The organism is Amycolatopsis iheyensis (assembly GCF_024703995.1).
GTDB lineage: Bacteria > Actinomycetota > Actinomycetes > Mycobacteriales > Pseudonocardiaceae > Amycolatopsis > Amycolatopsis iheyensis.
On record NZ_JAMXQV010000002.1, the window covers coordinates 379,961 to 396,120 of the forward strand.

17 protein-coding genes are annotated in these 16,160 nt (G+C 71.9%); 9 read left to right on the plus strand and 8 right to left on the minus strand.

Annotated features, from left to right (window positions below):
• Window positions 1–24: 24 nt before the first annotated feature.
• A complete protein-coding gene (locus M8542_RS05510; protein ID WP_257918890.1) occupies window positions 25–834 on the minus strand; it encodes an IclR family transcriptional regulator domain-containing protein in 810 nt (269 codons plus the stop codon).
• A 133-nt stretch (window positions 835–967) separates the two neighbouring features.
• On the opposite strand from M8542_RS05510, the gene M8542_RS05515 reads away from it, so the two are divergent.
• Complete coding sequence (locus M8542_RS05515; RefSeq protein ID WP_257918891.1) at window positions 968–2,383, plus strand: amidohydrolase family protein; 1,416 nt, start codon at window positions 968–970, stop codon at window positions 2,381–2,383.
• A 9-nt stretch (window positions 2,384–2,392) separates the two neighbouring features.
• Here the strand turns inward: M8542_RS05515 and M8542_RS05520 are convergent, their stop codons facing one another.
• Both M8542_RS05520 and M8542_RS05525 read right to left on the minus strand, forming a co-directional pair.
• Window positions 2,393–2,677, minus strand: coding sequence for a hypothetical protein (locus M8542_RS05520; RefSeq protein ID WP_257918892.1), 285 nt, complete (start codon window positions 2,675–2,677; stop codon window positions 2,393–2,395).
• An 11-nt stretch (window positions 2,678–2,688) separates the two neighbouring features.
• Complete coding sequence (locus tag M8542_RS05525) at window positions 2,689–4,077, minus strand: hypothetical protein (protein ID WP_257918893.1); 1,389 nt, start codon at window positions 4,075–4,077, stop codon at window positions 2,689–2,691.
• A 790-nt stretch (window positions 4,078–4,867) separates the two neighbouring features.
• Between M8542_RS05525 and M8542_RS05530 the strand changes: the two genes are divergently transcribed.
• The 3 genes from M8542_RS05530 to M8542_RS05540 are packed head-to-tail and all read left to right on the plus strand — an operon-like array spanning window position 4,868 to window position 6,333.
• The gene (locus M8542_RS05530) at window positions 4,868–5,071 is read left to right on the plus strand and encodes a DUF6531 domain-containing protein (RefSeq protein WP_257918894.1); all 204 of its coding nucleotides are present in this window, start codon (window positions 4,868–4,870) and stop codon (window positions 5,069–5,071) included.
• A complete protein-coding gene (locus M8542_RS05535) occupies window positions 5,071–5,847 on the plus strand; it encodes a hypothetical protein (protein WP_257918895.1) in 777 nt (258 codons plus the stop codon). Before M8542_RS05530 ends, M8542_RS05535 begins: the two co-directional genes overlap by 1 nt.
• Window positions 5,848–5,856: 9 nt before the next feature.
• Window positions 5,857–6,333, plus strand: coding sequence for a hypothetical protein (locus M8542_RS05540; protein WP_257918896.1), 477 nt, complete (start codon window positions 5,857–5,859; stop codon window positions 6,331–6,333).
• 31 nt (window positions 6,334–6,364) lie between these two features.
• Here the strand turns inward: M8542_RS05540 and M8542_RS05545 are convergent, their stop codons facing one another.
• Both M8542_RS05545 and M8542_RS05550 read right to left on the minus strand, forming a co-directional pair.
• Window positions 6,365–6,655 carry a hypothetical protein gene (locus tag M8542_RS05545; RefSeq protein WP_257918897.1) on the minus strand — a complete coding sequence of 97 codons (291 nt, stop codon included), beginning with the start codon at window positions 6,653–6,655 and terminating at the stop codon, window positions 6,365–6,367.
• 142 nt (window positions 6,656–6,797) lie between these two features.
• The gene (locus tag M8542_RS05550; protein ID WP_257918898.1) at window positions 6,798–8,189 is read right to left on the minus strand and encodes a KamA family radical SAM protein; all 1,392 of its coding nucleotides are present in this window, start codon (window positions 8,187–8,189) and stop codon (window positions 6,798–6,800) included.
• A gap of 131 nt (window positions 8,190–8,320) precedes the next feature.
• On the opposite strand from M8542_RS05550, the gene M8542_RS05555 reads away from it, so the two are divergent.
• The 4 genes from M8542_RS05555 (at window position 8,321) to M8542_RS05570 (ending at window position 13,274) form a co-directional block, all read left to right on the plus strand.
• Window positions 8,321–9,916, plus strand: a complete 1,596-nt coding sequence (locus tag M8542_RS05555; RefSeq protein WP_257918899.1) for an amidohydrolase — start codon at window positions 8,321–8,323, stop codon at window positions 9,914–9,916.
• Between the two features lie 11 nt (window positions 9,917–9,927).
• The gene (gene lnt, locus M8542_RS05560) at window positions 9,928–11,556 is read left to right on the plus strand and encodes an apolipoprotein N-acyltransferase (RefSeq protein ID WP_257918900.1); all 1,629 of its coding nucleotides are present in this window, start codon (window positions 9,928–9,930) and stop codon (window positions 11,554–11,556) included.
• 27 nt (window positions 11,557–11,583) lie between these two features.
• Complete coding sequence (locus M8542_RS05565; RefSeq protein ID WP_257918901.1) at window positions 11,584–12,351, plus strand: polyprenol monophosphomannose synthase; 768 nt, start codon at window positions 11,584–11,586, stop codon at window positions 12,349–12,351.
• Window positions 12,352–12,488: 137 nt separating this feature from the next.
• Window positions 12,489–13,274: a PIG-L deacetylase family protein gene (locus tag M8542_RS05570; protein ID WP_257918902.1), complete on the plus strand. Its 786-nt coding sequence runs from the start codon at window positions 12,489–12,491 to the stop codon at window positions 13,272–13,274.
• Here M8542_RS05570 and M8542_RS05575 read toward each other — a convergent pair.
• Window positions 13,216–13,956 (minus strand): DeoR/GlpR family DNA-binding transcription regulator, encoded by a 741-nt coding sequence (locus M8542_RS05575; protein WP_257918903.1) that lies wholly within the window; start codon window positions 13,954–13,956, stop codon window positions 13,216–13,218. The genes M8542_RS05570 and M8542_RS05575 overlap by 59 nt on opposite strands.
• A gap of 48 nt (window positions 13,957–14,004) precedes the next feature.
• Between M8542_RS05575 and M8542_RS05580 the strand changes: the two genes are divergently transcribed.
• The gene (locus tag M8542_RS05580; protein WP_257918904.1) at window positions 14,005–14,619 is read left to right on the plus strand and encodes an NUDIX domain-containing protein; all 615 of its coding nucleotides are present in this window, start codon (window positions 14,005–14,007) and stop codon (window positions 14,617–14,619) included.
• A gap of 200 nt (window positions 14,620–14,819) precedes the next feature.
• Here the strand turns inward: M8542_RS05580 and M8542_RS05585 are convergent, their stop codons facing one another.
• Window positions 14,820–15,167 (minus strand): RNA polymerase-binding protein RbpA, encoded by a 348-nt coding sequence (locus M8542_RS05585; protein WP_003081521.1) that lies wholly within the window; start codon window positions 15,165–15,167, stop codon window positions 14,820–14,822.
• 227 nt (window positions 15,168–15,394) lie between these two features.
• Entirely contained in the window at window positions 15,395–16,159 is a 765-nt protein-coding gene (locus M8542_RS05590) for a thymidine kinase (RefSeq protein ID WP_257918905.1), read from the minus strand.
• Window position 16,160: the final 1 nt, after the last annotated feature.

Consider the following 16,160-nt stretch of genomic DNA (forward strand, 5'->3'; position numbering starts at 1 on the left):
GTCTCCTCCCGCGTGTCCCGGTGGTCAAGACACCGCGGGCACGGTGACGTGCGGGACGGTGTCCAGCCGCGCGAAGTCCGCGCTGATCTCCCCGGCGGTCTGCAGCAGCAGCGGCAGGTGGTGCTCCAGCAGCCGCTCCACCGGCGTCTCCGCGGCGTGGCAGTTGACGTTGACCCCGGCGATCACCCGCCCGGACCCGTCCCGCAGCGGGGCGGCCACCGACCGGATGCCCAGCGCGAGCTGCTCGTCGGTCAGCGCCCAGCCGCGGGCGCGGACCTCACGCAGCTCGGCGTCGCGCTCGGCCCGCTCCGGCCGCCACCGCGGGACCAGGCCCGAGCGGGTCGGCTGGGCCAGCACCGCGTCCAGCTCGGCCGGCCCCAGCGCGGCCAGCTGGACCTTGCCCAGCGACGTCGGCAGCGCCGGGAACCGGGTGCCGATCTGCACCGTGAGCGCCACGATCTTCGGCACCGCCACCCGGGCGACGTAGACGATGTCCGAGCCGTCGAGCTGCGCGATCGAACACGACTCGTTCGTGCGCGCGACCAGGCGTTCCAGGTGCGGGCGCGCGACGTCCCACAGGCCCATCGAGCGCACGTAGGACACGCCGAGGTCCAGCACGCGCGGGGTGAGCGCGTAGCCGCGCCCGCCCGCGCGGACGTAGCCGAGCTCCTCGAGCGTCAGCAGGATCCGCCGCGCGGTCGGCCGCGCCAGGCTCGCCGCGGTGGCCACCTCGGCGAGCGTCATCTCCGGCTGCCCCGGCCCGAACGCGGTGATCACCTCGAGCCCGCGCGCCAGCGCTTCGATGAAGTCCGGGCCCGTTCCCTCGCGTGGCATGCGCGACCTCCCTCTCCCGTGGTCCCGCCCGCAGCGTAGCGGCGGGGATTGACACCGGCGCGGCGCTGGGCAAAGGTGACTCGACCCCACGAGTGTCCGTAGAGCGGACGAGTGTACGCAACCGGAGGCAGCCATGTCCGGATCGATCGTCCTGCGGGGCGGCACGGTGCTGACCCTCGACGACGCCCACCGGGTGCTGCCCGGCGAAGACGTCCTGGTCACCGGCGGCGAGATCGCCGCGATCGGCCCCGCCCTGGAAGTGCCCGCGGGCACGGAAGAGATCGACGCCGCGGGCGGCATCGTCATGCCCGGCATGATCGACACCCACCGCCACCTGTGGCAGACGGCCATGCGCGGCTATGGCGCCGACTGGACCCTCACGCAGTACTTCGTCTGGTACTACCTCGAATGGGGCAAGGTGTTCCGCCCCGAAGACATCTACGCGGGCAACGTGCTCGGCGCGTGGGAAGCACTCGAAGCGGGCGTCACGACCACGGTGGACTGGTCCCACGGCCTGCGCACCACCCAGCACGCCGACGCCGCGGCCGACGCGCTCGAAGCCGTGCCCGGCCGGTTCGTGCTGGCCTACGGCAACATCCAGGACGCCCCGGCGAACTGGACGGCCACCCCCGAGTTCCGCGACTTCGTCGCCCGCCGCACCGGCGGCGACCTGGGCTTCCAGCTCGCCTTCGACGTCACCGGCGACCCGGCCTTCCCGGAGAAGCCGGCCTTCGAGGTGGCGCGCGAGCTCGGCGTCCCGGTGACCACCCACGCCGGCGTCTGGGGCGCGACCGGTGACGACGGCATCCGGCTGATGCACGAGCACGGCTTCATGACCCCGGAAACCGTCTACGTGCACAGCGCGTCGCTCTCGGCGGACTCCTACCACCGGATCGCCGCGACCGGCGGGTCGGCGTCGGTCTCGACCGAAAGCGAGCAGAGCGCGGGCCAGGGCTACCCCTCCACCTGGGCCCTGCGCCAGTACGGCATCCCGGTGTCGCTGTCGATGGACACCTCGGTCTGGTGGAGCGGCGACCTGTTCTCGGCGATGCGCACCACCCTCGGCGCCGACCGCTCACGCGAACACCTCGAAGCCCACGCCAAGGGCGAGACCGTGACCCACGCGGCGCTGCGCGCCGAGCAGGTCGTGGAATGGGCCACCCGCGGCGGCGCGGCCGCGTTGGGCCGCACGGACATCGGCAGCCTCGAAGCCGGCAAGAAGGCCGACGTCGTGCTGCTGAAGAACGAGCACTCACCGGTGTCGTTCCCGCTGCTGAACCCCTACGGCCACGTGGCGTTCCAGGCCCAGCGCGGCGACGTCCACACCGTGCTGGTCGGCGGCGAGGTCGTCAAGCGCGACGGCCGCCTGGTCGGCGCCGACCTCCCGGCGGTCCGCCGCCAGGTGGAGTCGACGGTCGAGTACCTGCGTGCCCAGCTGGGCGAACAGGCGTGGCGGCAGGGGATGAACCCGGACGTCCCGGAGACGAAGATCCTCGACAACCCCTACACCTACACCGACTACCAGAGCGACTCCACCCACGGCGGCTGAGCCGCCGGCCTACCCCGGCTCGGCCAGCGGCTGGTCCCGGTAACTCGCCCCGAGACCACCGAGGGCCTGCACGTAGGCGTCACTGCCGAGCAGCCGGAAGCCGTCGTCGTCGGCGACGTCGTCGGGATGGCTCAGCGGCCAGTCGACGGTCTTGACGTTCCACTGCGCCTCCTCCACCTCGTCGCGCTCGCGGTTGTTGTACCGCCGTTCCGCCGCGGCCGCGGCCAGGTAGTCGCGGCTCTGGCGGCTCAGCAGAACGCCACCGAGCCACCGCGTGAAACCGGTCTTGGGCATCGCAACCTCCGTCAGGGTTCGGTCGAAGCCATGGCCAGGGGCCGGGTGCTGCCCACCGGCCGCACCGCCAGCCGCCGGTAGATCGCCGCCCGTTGCCACCAGATCGCGCAGATCGCCGCGGCGTGCAGCAGCGCGAACGCGACCAGCACCGACCACGGCCCGTCCGCGGTCCCGAACACGAACAACGGCACCGGGTGCTGGTGCACGACGTGCGAGGTGGTCAGCAGCAACAGGACACTGGCGAACATCGACAGCAGGAACGTCACCAGCGACGACAGCCGCGCGGTCAAGCTGCCTTCGAACAAGTGCGCCGACTTCGCCTCGAACCCCAGCCACGCCGCGGCCAGCCCCGGGAAAGCCAGCAGGAACGCGGCGATCTGCGTGTCGATGTCGTCCACATCGGACACCTTCGTCACGGTCCAGCCGACCGCGGCCACGATCGCCAGGCAGGCCAGCGCGGCGATCCCGGCGTGGCCGAGGGAACCGGGTGGCACCTCGAAGAACTTGACCTTCACCGTCAGCTTGTCGGCGTCACCTTGGCGCCCCAGCACCCGCAGGTCCCGGGTGTGGAAGTGGAAGTAGTGCTGGCCCCGCCGGCCACGCACCCGCCAGTGCGGCTTCTTCCGGCGCACCGCCGACGCCTCGGCGTCGATGTGGTCGGTGACGGCGGAGATGTCGAAGTCCCCGACGTAGAGGTTGCTGGCGGCGTTGATCGCCAGGTGGTAGCTCTGGCAGTAGGCGGCGTTGCGCGCGCTCACCGACAGGAACACCGGCCGCGTGCCCATCAGGAAGTGCAACCGGCTGCGCAACCCCCGCCGGCCGGTGACCTTGCCCAGCTCCAGATCGGGGATCAGGGTGTAGCCGTACTTGACGACATACCGGGCGCCGTCGCCGGGGATGGCCACCACGACCGCGTAGTTGAGCGACAGCTTCGAAACCAGCTCGACCGCCAGCCGCAGGAACCGGCGATCACCCCCGGGCGGGATCGCCAGCCCTTCGATCCGTTCGAGCACCTCCCGCCGGTGCGTCAGGTGGGCGGCGAACCGGCGCCGGAACGCGGCGTCGCTCTCCTCGCGTCGCGGCTCCGGCAGCCCGAACCGGACGATCTCCTCCAGCCCGTCCCGCTCGGCCCGCCGCGCCGGTTCGGACAGGTCCCCGGTGCCGAACGCGGCCAGCAGCAGCGCCCGCAACGTCTTCGCGACCAGGAGCCGGTACTCCACCTGCAACAGCCGGGGGATCGGCGTGCCCGAGGCGTCGGTGATGGTGAAGTGGTCGTACAGCTGGCCCTTCTTCGGCAGCGTGATCGCGACCAGCGCGCCGTCGCCGTGCGCCGCGGAGTGGCCGTTGCCGCTGACCGGCCACTGGTGGAACCGGCGGTCGAAGGAGAACTCGATCGACACCGACTTGCGCAGCGTCCGGTGGTCCGGGGTGTACTCGTCGGTGACCCCGCCGGCGCACCGCCGCCGGGGTCAGCAGCGACCACGCGAACTGCTGCAGGTGCTGGCCCGAGATGCCGTCCAGGTCGTTGCGCAGGTGCTTGGCCAGCTGCTCGACCGCACCCGCCTCCACGGTGCCGCCGAGGTTGCGCTTTCCCTTCGCCTCGGCGCTGCCGAGCTTGGTCGTGAACTGGTTGAGCAGCACGCCGGCGTAGAGCAGGACCGCGAACCCCAGCAGGACGAAGTAAAGCGGGCCGGGCAGGAGCTCGCGCCAGATGCCCAGGAAGACGACCAGCGGCCACGAGAAGAGGAAGAGGTAGCCCAACGCGCCCAGCAGGTGCGAGCGCGGGGACTCCGTCCGTCTTCGGTCCCCGGCCGGGGGTTCCGGTTCGGCCGGTTGCTCGCCGGCGTGCTCTTCGATCGGTGTCGTTGCCGTCATGCTCACCCTCCCGCGGATCGCGTGGGTCTGATGACGCCCGCGCCGGTGTGCTTGTTACGGTGCGCGGTCTCGGCCTGATCTCCGCCTGGCGGCTACCCGGTCACGTGCCAGTTTCGGGCAGCCCGCACTTGTTCCCGTCCTCCTCGACCGGCGCACCGCCGATGCCGCGATCCTCGGTTGGCACGCGCATCCGGATGGGCTCGTGTGACGCCTGCGGATCTTCCCCGGGTGCCGGTTGGCCGCGGCGGCGAGCGCGTGACGCTTCGAAGCGACCTCGTCGGGCACCACCGGTGACCGGACGGGCAGCCCGTTCCGGTGGTCGCGGCGGCCCGCACGCACGTCTCGACCTACCGGGCGGGGCACTGGTTCGGCGTCTCCTGGTCGTCCACAGTGGACCAGCGGCTCGAGGTCGACGACGAGCACGTCTGCTACTACTCACCCCTCGGCACGATCCTCGTCTACCCCCGCGGCGAGGGCACGCAGCTGCCGGTGGAAGGCGCGCGCTGGCGCTGGGGCTGATGAACTGCGGCACCACCTCGCAGTCCGCGGGTGGCGGGGACGCCCCGCCGACCCCGAAGGCCGGGCACGACGCCGGCAACACCGGCGGCAGCGCGGCGAAGCCCACGCCGCCCCCGGTGCCGCCGCGGAGCTCGAAACCGAAGATCACCCCGAAGCCCGGCGGCAAGCCGCCCGTGCCTCCCAAGCCGGGCGCGAAGCCGGGCAACACGGCGCCGGCGAGCAGCAAGCCGGCCCCGCCGCCGGTGCCGCCGAGGGACACGAAACCGAAGATCGAACCGAAGCCCGACACTCCGACCCCCGCGCAGCCGAAGCCCGATGCGGGCGGCGCGCCGGGCACCGCGGGCAACCCGGCGCCGAAGCCACCGGCAGGCAAGGCCGACTTCCACCAGCCGGGCCCGGGTGCGCCGAACAAGCTGCAGGGGGAGTACACGTTCAAGCCGGAGCCGCAGAAGATCGGCGGCAGCCAGTACGGCGACGTGACCCCGATGCAGGAGCACATCTTCCAGGGCGTGATCGACGACAAGATCGCGAAGTGGAAGCAGGACGGCCTGATGAACACCCCGGTGGACATCAAGGTCTACTACCCGCCGGGCTCCAACCAGCTCAAGCTGGCCGGCGACGGCCACCACACCTTCGCCGCGGCGATGGAGAGCGGCCGCCCGGTCAACCTCCAGCTGTGGAAGCAGCCCGGCGGCGGGTTGCCCAACCCGCAGACCAACTGGGCGGACACGACGCCGCTGCCGGGCAAGCCGACCGCCGGGCAGTGGCAGAAGTAGGGTCGCCGCGTGGCTCAGGTGTTCATCCAGCCGTCCTACGGCACCCCCGAGGCACGCCGCTACGGCGCCGCGACGCTCGACCGGGCCGTGCCGTTCCGGGACGCGCCACCGGCGGACCGGGTGCGGCTGCACCAGCTGCACCCGGACGGGCGGGCCCGGTTCTGGGGAGCCACGGAGAAGCACGACAAGCGGATGGCCACCGTGGCCACCGGCGACGTCGTCCTGCTCACCGGCGGCAAGCACGTCCGGGCGGTCGGCGAAGTGGGGCACAGCTTCCGCGCACCGGCCTTCGCGCGGCGGCTGTGGCAGCCGGAGCCCGGCAAGTGCGTGTGGAGCAACGTCTACAGCCTGCGGCGGTACCGGACGGTGGCGGTGCCCTACGAAGCGATCTGGGCGTTGCCCGGCTTCACCGAAGGGGACAACTTCATGGGGCTGCGGTTCCTGGACCCCGCCAGGTCCGCCGCCGTCCTGGCGCTGCTGGGCTGAACCGCGGCCGCGCCGGCTCAGCGGGAACCCGTTACCCCAGTTCCTTCAAGACAGCCTTCAACGGATCGTGGGGGAGCCGTCCCGGGTAGGTGGCGGCTTCGACCACGTCCGTGGCCTTGACGACCTTCACCTGGTCGAGCGGGACCCAGTAGACGCTCACCCAGGTCTTCGCCTCCACGTACCGACCACCACCCGACGGCTTCCTCGCGCTGAGCGGGACGATCTGCACAGCGGCCGAACCGTCGATGCTCAACCCGGTCCGGAGGATGACGACCTTCTTGTGCTGGTGCTTCATGATCTTGCCGACACTCATCGCTGCCATCAGGCGCCCCCTCCGGGTGGGATGAATCTCGCACCCTAGATTCACGCCGAGTGGTCGGCGAGGCCTGAATGGGGGAACCGTCACCGGTTCGAGGAGTGATCCGGGGTGGTCGAGACCGCCGGCCTCGACCACCCCACGGGCATCAGGGCCGGGGCTGGCCGGCCCACCAGGTCTGCCCGGCCTCGGGCAGCGTGGAGATCGGGTCGTAGTACGGGTACCGCCGCTGCAACGCCTCCGGGTCCTCCAGCTCGATCCCCGTCCGGTAGTTCTTCGTCCAGTAGGAGATCCCCAGCTCCCGGTCGTAGTCGGCCAGCTGGTGCACCCACCGCTTCCCGACGTAGGGGACGTCGCAGACGATGCGCGGCGTCGCGTATCCGGGCAGGTAGCCCATGATCGCGTGCTGCAGCTCCTGCGCCTCGTGCACCGAAACGCGCCAGTGCTCCGCGTTCGGGATCATGTCGCACATGTAGAAGTAGTACGGCAGGATGTTCGCTTCCCCCTGCAGCGCGAAGCACAGATCGAGCAGCGCCGCCGGCGTGGCGTTCACCCCGCGCATCAGCACACCCTGGTTGCGCACGTCGCGCACACCCACGTTCAGCGCCGTCTGGGCCGCCTCCGCCACCAGCGGCGTCACCGACTGGGCGTGGTTGACGTGAGTGTGGATCGCCAGGTTCACCCCGCGGCGCTGGGCCGTCACGGCGACGCGCTCGAGGCCCTCGACGACCTTCGGCTGGAGCCAGTGCTGGGGCAGCGCCGCCAGGGCCTTCGTCGCCAGGCGGATGTCGCGGACGGTGTCGATGTCCATCAGGCGCATCAGGAACGACTCCAGCTGCGGCCACGGCACGTTCGCCACGTCGCCGCCCGACACCACCACGTCGCGGACGCCCGGGGTCTTCTTCAGGTACGCGATCATCGCGTCCTGACGGTCGACCGGCTTGAGCGAGAGCTTGTGCTTCTCGACGGTTTCGGTGGAGTTGCCGACCAGGTCCATGCGGGTGCAGTGCCCGCAGTACTGGGGGCAGGTCGAGATCATCTCGGCCAGCACCTTGGTCGGGTAGCGGTGGGTCAACCCCTCGACGACCCACATCTCGGCCTCGTGCAGCGAGTCGCGCTCCGAGTGCGGGTGGCTCGGCCACGTGCCGTCGCGGTCGCTCTTCACCGGCAGCATGTAGCGGCGGATCGGGTCGGCGTAGAACGCCTCGGTGACCTTGGCCGGGTCCGTGCCGGCCGTCGGGGCCATCGTGTTGATCATCTGCGGCGGCAGCAGCATCGACATCGTCGCCAGCTCGCGCTGGTCGGCGAGCAGGTCGTCGTAGAAGCGCTCCTCCAGCAGGTCGCCCATCAGGGCGCGCAGCTGCTTGACGTTGCGGACGCAGTGCACCCGCTGCCACTGCGCGTCACGCCACTCGGCGTCGGTCACGTCGTGCCAGCCGGGGAAACGGCGCCAGTCGGGTTCCACCAGCTCGGCGCGGGCGTACTCGTAGGGCTGGTCGAAGGCGGCGGCAGGCGTCACAGGTTCCTGGATCGCAGTCACTTGTACTCCTAGTCGTCGGGAACGCGTAAAAATATCCTGTCATAACGTTCTCACGGAGTAAATCTTCCTGCGCGCTGGCGGGTCTTCCCCCAGGTGCAGTACGCCCGGCACGCGAGGGCAAACTCGGGGGTGTGACGGACGAACACACGACGCTCCTGCTCGGCGGGCGCATCTACACTCCCGCCGGCCCCGACACCACGGCCATGGCGGTCACCGGCGGCACCGTGGTCTGGGTCGGGCAGGACGCCCCGGCCCGCGCCCTGCACCCCGGCGCCGAGGTCGTCGACCTCGACGGCGCGTTCGTGGCGCCCGCGTTCGTCGACGCCCACGTCCACGCCACCGCCACCGGCCTGCACCTGACCGGCCTCGACCTCACCGGCGTCCACAGCGGCGCCGAGCTGCTGGCCCGCGTCCGCGACGCCGTCGTTCCCGGCCAGGTCCTGCTCGCCCACGGCTGGGACGAAAGCGCCTGGACCGACCCCCGGCTGCCCAGCCGCACCGAGCTCGACGCCGCCGCCGGCGGGGCCCCCGTCTACCTCAGCCGCGTCGACGTCCACTCGGCGCTGGTCTCCACCGCCCTGCTCGAGCTCGCCCCGGCCGCCCGCGACGCCGACGGCTTCGCCCCCGAGGGCCCGCTGACCCGCGCCGCCCACCACGCCGTGCGCGCGGCCGTGCGCGCCGCCATCACCCCCGAGCAGCGCGAACGGGCCCAACGCGCGTTCCTCGCCGAAGCCGCCGCCCGGGGCATCGTCAGCGTCCACGAATGCGCCGGCCCCGACATCTCCGGCCACGACGACCTCGCCGCCCTGCTCGACCTCGCCGGCCCGCACACCGCCGAGGTCGTCGGCTACTGGGGCGAGCTCGGCGCCGTCGAGGCCGCGAAGCAGCTCGGCGTCCGCGGCCTGGCCGGTGACCTGTTCGTCGACGGCGCCCTCGGCTCCCACACCGCCGCGCTGAGCGAGCCCTACGCCGACCACGACGGCTCCGGCGCGCGCTACCTCGACGCCCACCGCATCGGCGAGCACCTGGCCGCCTGCACCGAAGCCGGGCTGCAGGCCGGCTTCCACGTCATCGGCGACGCCGCCGTCACCGAAGTCGTCGAAGGCTTCCGCCTCGCCGAGAAGGAGGTCGGGCAGCGGGCGCTGGCCGCCCGCCACCACCGCCTCGAGCACCTGGAGATGGTCACCGCCGAGCAGGCGAAGCTGCTGGCCGGCTGGGGCGTGACCGCCTCGGTGCAACCACTGTTCGACGCGCTGTGGGGCGGCCCGGAAGGCATGTACGCCGAACGGCTCGGCGCGGACCGCGCGGCCGGGCTGAACCCCTTCTCGACGCTCGCCGCCGCAGGCGTCGTGCTGGCCTTCGGCTCCGACGCCCCGGTGACCCCGCTCGACCCGTGGGGCAGCGTCCGCGCGGGCGCCTACCACCGCACCCCGGGCGCGGGCCTGTCGCCGCGCGCGGCCTTCACCGCCCACACCCGGGCCGGGCACCGCGCCGCCGGCGTCAACGACGGGATCACCGGCAGCCTGGTGCCCGGCGCGCCCGCGCACTACGCGATCTGGGACGCCACCGACCTCGTCGTGGCCACCCCCGACAGCCGCGTCCAGCGCTGGTCGACCGACCCGCGCGCCGGCGTGCCGCCCCTGCCGCGCCTCGAGCCGGACGCGGCGTTGCCGGGCTGCCTGCGCACGGTGCGCGCGGGTGAAGTCCTCCACGACGCCATCACCTAGAGTTCTCAGGCGTGGCAGTCACCGTGGCGGACCCCGAACCGGGCGCCCCGCACCAACCCGCCCGCGTGCGGCGGTTCCCCCGTGCCTGGCTGCTGCGGCTGGCCGCGGCGCTGGTGTCCGGTTTCGCCTACTACCTGAGCTTCGCGCCGCGCCCGCTGTGGTGGCTCGCGCCGCTGGCCTTCGCCGGCTTCGCCTGCGTCCTGCGCGGGCGCACCTTCCGGGGCGCGTTCGGCTACGGCTTCGCGTTCGGGTTCGTCTTCTTCCTGCCGCTGCTGACCTGGCTGCTGGATTTCCTCGGCCCGGACTTCGGCCCGTGGCCGTGGCTGGGCCTGTCCTTCGCGCTGGCGCTCTACTACGGCCTCGCCGGCGGGCTCATCACCTGGGTGGCCCGGCTGCCGCTCGCGCCGCTGTGGGGCGCGCTGGTGTTCATCGCCCTGGAGACACCCCGCGCGTGGTTCCCCTTCGGTGGCTTCCCGTGGGGCCGGGTCGCCTTCAGCCAGCCCGAAGGCGCGTTCCTGCCGCTGGCCTCGATCGGCGGCGCACCACTGGTCGGCCTCGCCGTCGTCCTGAGCGGCTTCTGCCTGGCCGCGGTCGCCGCACGGCTCTGGAACGGCCGTGCGGCGCTCACGGCGGCCCTGCGGGCCCGGCGGACCGTGTTCGCCGCGGCCGGCACGCTGCTGCCGGTCGTGGCCGGGCTGGCGCTGTGGCCGACCATCGGGACCGGCGCCCAGGACGGCGAACGCACCATCGCGACCGTCCAGGGCAACGCCCCCGACATCGGCCTCGCGCTGCAGGGCGAGCGCGAGCTGCTGCGCCGCAACACCATCGCCGAGAGCGAGCGGCTGCTCGACGCCATCCACGCCGGCCAGGTCCCGAAGCCCGACCTGGTGCTGTGGCCGGAGAGCGCCACCACCGTCACCGGCCCCGACCCGCAGGTCGACCAGCTCGTCGCGAGCTTCGGCGTGCCCGCGCTGATCGGCGCGCTCTACGAGCTGCCCGACCGGCACCTGCAGAACTCCGTCATCGCCTGGGACCCGCACACCGGCCCGGGCCAGCGCTACGCGAAGCAGCAGCTGGTGCCCTTCGGCGAGTACGTGCCCGCCCGCAAGGTCGCCGAGCTCGTCACCCCCTTCCTCGACTCCGAGACCGTGGACATGGTCCCCGGCGACGGCGCGAACCAGGCCATCGCCATCGCGGGCACGAAGGTCGGGGTGTTCGTCTGCTACGAGGCCGCGTTCGACTACCCGGCCCGCGACGCCGTGCGCGACGGCGCCGAAGTGCTCGTGGTGCCGACCAACAACGCCTGGTACGGCGAGAGCGAGATGAGCCTGCAGCAGCTGGCGATGTCGCGGCTGCGCGCGGTCGAGCACGGCCGGGCCGTCGTGGTGTCCGCGGTCTCCGGGGTGAGCGCCGTGGTCGCCCCCGACGGGACGGTTACCAGCTCAACGGGCCTTTTCACCGCGGATTCCCTGGTCGGGCGCGTGCCGCTGCGGACGCAGACTACGCTGTCGGATCGACTCGGTGCGTGGACGGAGTACGGCTTGCTGGCACTGGCGATCGCCGGGGTGGCCGGCGGGCTCGTGCTCCGTTTTCGCACTCGGCGCGCCAGCGCCGGCACGGCAGGGGACACGGCGGACTGACCGCCGGGGATATCGGAGGAAACACGGATGTCGCAGGCGCCGCGGGGGGCCCGGGAAATCGAGCCGGTGCTGGTGGTGATCCCGACCTACAACGAGCGGGAGAACCTCGGCCCGATCTTGGATCGCCTGCACAAGGCACTGCCGGACGTGCACGTGCTCGTGGTGGACGACGGCAGCCCGGACGGCACCGGTGAGCTCGCCGACGAGCGCGCCGCCGCGAACGACCACGTCCACGTCATGCACCGCACCGAGAAGGCCGGCCTGGGCGCCGCCTACATCGCCGGGTTCCGGTGGGGGCTGGCGCGGGAGTACAACACGATCGTCGAGATGGACGCCGACGGCTCGCACGCGCCGGAGGACCTGCCGCGGCTGCTGGACGCGGTCGGCGACGCCGACCTGGCCATCGGCTCGCGGTACGTCCCGGGCGGCAGCGTGGTGAACTGGCCGCTCAAGCGGCAGGTCCTCTCGCGCGGCGCCAACCTCTACTCGCAGCTCGCGCTGGGCATGCGCACCCGCGACATCACCGCCGGGTTCCGCGCCTACCGCCGTCCGGTGCTGGAGAAGCTGGCGCTGGACGAGGTCAACTCGCACGGCTACTGCTTCCAGATCGACCTGACGCTGCGCACGGCCGACGCCGGGTTCGAGATCGTCGAGGTGCCGATCACCTTCACCGAGCGCGAGATCGGCGAGTCGAAGATGGACGGCTCGATCATCCGCGAGGCGTTCCTGCGGGTGGCCACCTGGGGTGCGGAGCGCCGCTGGCACCAGCTGCGCCGGCTGGTCAAGCGGGGCTGACCCGCGCGGTCACGATCGGCGAACGCGCCGCCCTGTGCGGCTTCGCAGGGGGACTCGCCGGGCGCACCTCGGCGTCGAACCGCGCCGCCGGTGTTCACTCATGCCGATTTCTCCTGTTCTCGGCCATCATGGGGCCGATGACGACCATCGTGGCCCTCCACGCCCACGCCGACGACCCCGTGCTGCTCAGCGGCGGCACCCTGGCCCGCGCGGCGGCCGACGGGCACCGGGTGGTGGTCGTCGTGGCCACCGACGGCATGTCCGGGGAGCACCCGAGCGCGCGGTGGGCCGAGCTGGAGGCCAGTGCCGCCATCCTCGGCGTCCGGCGCGTCGTGCACCTCGGGTACGCCGACAGCGGCCACGGACCCGAGCTGTACCCGGATCCGCCCGGCCGGCAACGCTTCGCCCGCGCGGATACCGAGGAGGCCGCGCACCGGCTCGCCGCGATCCTGCACGAGGAGAAGGCCGACCTGCTGCTCGGTTACGACGCCAACGGCGGCTACGGCCACCGCGACCACGTCAAGGTGCACGAGGTCGCCCGGCGCGCGGCCCGGCTGACCGGGACGCGGCTGCTGGAGGCCACGCTGCCGCGTGACTTCGCGTTGCGGTTCGTCCGGATCCTGCGGGCGCTGCGGATCCCGTTCGACTACGACGCCGAAGCGCTCGAGCACGCCTACAGCCCGGCGGCGTCGGTCACCCACCGGTTCGACGTGCGGCGATTCGCCGGGCGCAAGCAGGCGGCGCTGGCGGCGCACGTGTCCGACGTGCGGGGGAGCGGGCGGCTCGCGGCGGTGCTGCGGCTGCTGGTGTGGCTGCCGTCGCCGCTGTTCGCGGTGGTGGCGGGCCGGGAGTGGTACGTCGAGGTCAGGCCGGCAGGATCGGCACGCGCTCTGCAAGTTCCTGCACGTTCTCGGCGTCGGTGAGCACGCCGGCGACGTCACCGAAGGGCAGGACGCTGAAGCGGGACGCGGCGCCGATCTTCTCGGCGCTGGCCAGGACGTAGGTGTCGGCCGCGCGCCGGGCCAGCGTGCGCTTCATCGCGGCTTCGTCGGCGTCCCCGGTGGTGAGCCCGGCTTCGGGGTGGACGCCGGTGACGCCGAGCAGGAAGACCTCGGCGCTGATCGACTGGGCGGCCTCGGCCGCGGCGGCGCCGCAGGTGACCGCGGAGTGCCGGAACAGGCGGCCGCCGAGCAGGAAGACGTCGATGCCCGGGTGCTCGAGCAGGGCGACGGCGACGGTCGGGCTGTGCGTGACGACCGTGGCTTCGAGGTCTGCGGGCAGGGCTTTCGCGACGGCGAGGGTGGTGGTGCCGCCGTCGAGGATGACGGTCGAGCCGGGCCGGACCAGCTGCGCGGCGACCCGGGCGACCCGGTCCTTGCCGTCGACGGCGATGGCCGTGCGGCTCGCGTAGTCGGCGACGGCGGGGGAGACCGGCAGCGCCCCGCCGTAGACGCGCTGGCAGAGCCCGGCGGAGGCCAGGTCCCGCAGGTCGCGGCGGATGCTGTCTTCGGAGACGCCGAGTTCGGCCGCGACGTCCTTCGCCAGCACCTTGCCGTCGGCGGCCAGCCGGGCCAGCAGCAGTTCACGGCGTTCCCCAACCAGCATGCACGATCCTCCTTGTTGTTGCCGAGTCATGCACATTATGGTCGCGGCATGACCTCTTCGACAAGCCTGGACCGCAACCCCCGCGTCCGGATCACCGACGTCGAGCTGCTGTCGTCGGCCTGGTACGTCCTGCGCCGCACGACGTTCGACTACCAGCACCGCGACGGCACCTGGACGACCCAGCAGCGCGAGACCTACGACCGCGGCAACGGAGCCACGGTGCTGCTCTACGACCTCGCGGGCGGCACGGTGCTGCTGACCCGCCAGTTCCGCTACCCGGTCTACGTGAACGAGCACCCGGACGGCATGTTCCTCGAGACGGCCGCGGGCCTGCTGGACGCCGAGGACCCGGAGACGGCGATCCGCCGGGAGGCGGAGGAGGAGACGGGCGTGCGGATCGGCGCGCTGCAGCACGTGTTCGACGTGTACACGAGCCCGGGCTCGGTGACCGAGCGCCTGCACTGCTACGCGGCGCCGTACGACCCGGCCGACCGCGGCGCGGGCGGCGGCATCGCGGCAGAAGGCGAGGACATCGAGGTCCTGGAACTCCGGTTCGACGACGCGCTGAAGATGATCGAGACGGGCGAGATCGCCGACGCGAAGACGATCATGCTCCTGCAGTGGGCAGCACTGCACGGCCCGTTCCGCCCGACGCCGGGCTAGCACCCGGAGGGTCGGCTCACGTACCGGAAGGGTCGGCTCGCGCACCTGGACGGTCGGCTCACCAGCCGACCCCCTGGGCACGCCAACCGACCCTCCGGGTATGTGAGCCGACCCTCTGAGTACGGAAGAACCCCCGCGGGGGGAGGTCGCGGGGGTTCTTCGCGGTGGGAGCGTTGGCTACGGGCCGACGCTGGAGCGGGTTACGCGGACCGGGAGGTCCGCCGGCCCTTCAGCTCGGCGAGACGTTCGTTGAGCAGGTCCTCGAGCTCGGGGATCGTGCGCCGCTCGAGCAGCATGTCCCAGTGGGTGCGCGGCGGCTTGACCTTCTTCTGCTCGGGCTGCCCACCGTCGACGATCTCCGATTCGCTGCCGTGCAGCCGGCATTCCCAGACCGTCGGGATCTCGGCGTCGTCGGAGAACGGCACCTCGAACTCGTGGTTCTTGGGGCAGGCGTAGCGCACGGTGCGGCGTGGAGCGAGGTCGTGGTTGCGGTCGGTCTCGTAGCTGACCGCTCCCAGCCGGCTTCCACGAAGAACACGGTCGGCCATGTCGGGGGTCCTTTCAGTCAGCTCCGGGGTGGAGCCAGGGTGATGCTCACCCTATGCAACGACTTGGGGCCCCCGAGGATTCCCGGGACACCATGTCGTTGCTCACGATGAGCTGCGTCACCCAACGGCATCAGCTTCCTCTAGTAGGAGGCGTTTCGCGCTCCGGCGTGACGTCAATACGGCCTTCTTAGTGCTGATATCCCCCGGATGGGCTACTGGCACCGTCGTCAGGTCAACCGTAACTGACCGTGACGACCAGTTACGGGGCCCAAGTCACCCGATCGGAAGTGGCGGCGACACAATACCTGATAACGCACAGTAGCGTTTTCAGCCTCAAAACCGGCCAAAGCTGAAGATTCAACTACGGATTGTTCGGTATCTGCCACCACAACGGTGTCACCCTCACGCACCACCTCACCCTCGACGACCCGCGCGTTGAACCGCCCGGGCACCCCGCACCAGCACAACACCTCGACCTGAACCGGCTGCAACTCGTCCGCCAGTTCGAACAGGCGAGCGGCACCCGGGAACAACCGGCTCCGGAAGTCCGTCGCGATCCCGAAGCAGTACACGTCGATCTCGACCTCGTCGGCCAGCTCCGCCAGCTGGTCGACCTGCCCGGGGGAGAGGAACTGCGCCTCGTCCACCACCACGTAGTCCACGTGCTGCCCCCGCGACCACTCCTGCCGCACCAGCTCCCGCACGTCGGTGTCCTCACCGACCTCCACCGCCTGCCGGCTCAACCCGATCCGGCTCGAGATCCGCGGCGCACCCGACCGGTCGTGCCGCACCAGCACCAGCCCCCGCCGGCCCTGCCGCGCGTGGTTGTGGTCGATCTGCAACGCCAGGGTCGACTTCCCGCAGTCCATCGGCCCGTAACAGAACTTCAGCCTGCCCACCGGCGGCGTCCCGCGACGCGAACCGGCCGCGGGAACCGACGAGAGCGCATCGGTGGGATCAGGGCCGGCGGCCCGGTCGTTCAGCAAGGTCACG

Bases quoted from the DNA above. Each gene is read 5' to 3' on its own strand.
- M8542_RS05570 (WP_257918902.1), top strand. From the start codon at position 12,489: ATGACGACCATCGTGGCCCTCCACGCCCACGCCGACGACCCCGTGCTG.
- M8542_RS05545 (WP_257918897.1), bottom strand. From the start codon at position 6,655: ATGGCAGCGATGAGTGTCGGCAAGATCATGAAGCACCAGCACAAGAAG.
- M8542_RS05535 (WP_257918895.1), top strand. From the start codon at position 5,071: ATGAACTGCGGCACCACCTCGCAGTCCGCGGGTGGCGGGGACGCCCCG.
- M8542_RS05580 (WP_257918904.1), top strand. From the start codon at position 14,005: ATGACCTCTTCGACAAGCCTGGACCGCAACCCCCGCGTCCGGATCACC.
- M8542_RS05515 (WP_257918891.1), top strand. From the start codon at position 968: ATGTCCGGATCGATCGTCCTGCGGGGCGGCACGGTGCTGACCCTCGAC.
- M8542_RS05565 (WP_257918901.1), top strand. From the start codon at position 11,584: ATGTCGCAGGCGCCGCGGGGGGCCCGGGAAATCGAGCCGGTGCTGGTG.
- M8542_RS05510 (WP_257918890.1), bottom strand. From the start codon at position 834: ATGCCACGCGAGGGAACGGGCCCGGACTTCATCGAAGCGCTGGCGCGC.
- M8542_RS05575 (WP_257918903.1), bottom strand. From the start codon at position 13,956: ATGCTGGTTGGGGAACGCCGTGAACTGCTGCTGGCCCGGCTGGCCGCC.
- M8542_RS05520 (WP_257918892.1), bottom strand. From the start codon at position 2,677: ATGCCCAAGACCGGTTTCACGCGGTGGCTCGGTGGCGTTCTGCTGAGC.
- M8542_RS05585 (WP_003081521.1), bottom strand. From the start codon at position 15,167: ATGGCCGACCGTGTTCTTCGTGGAAGCCGGCTGGGAGCGGTCAGCTAC.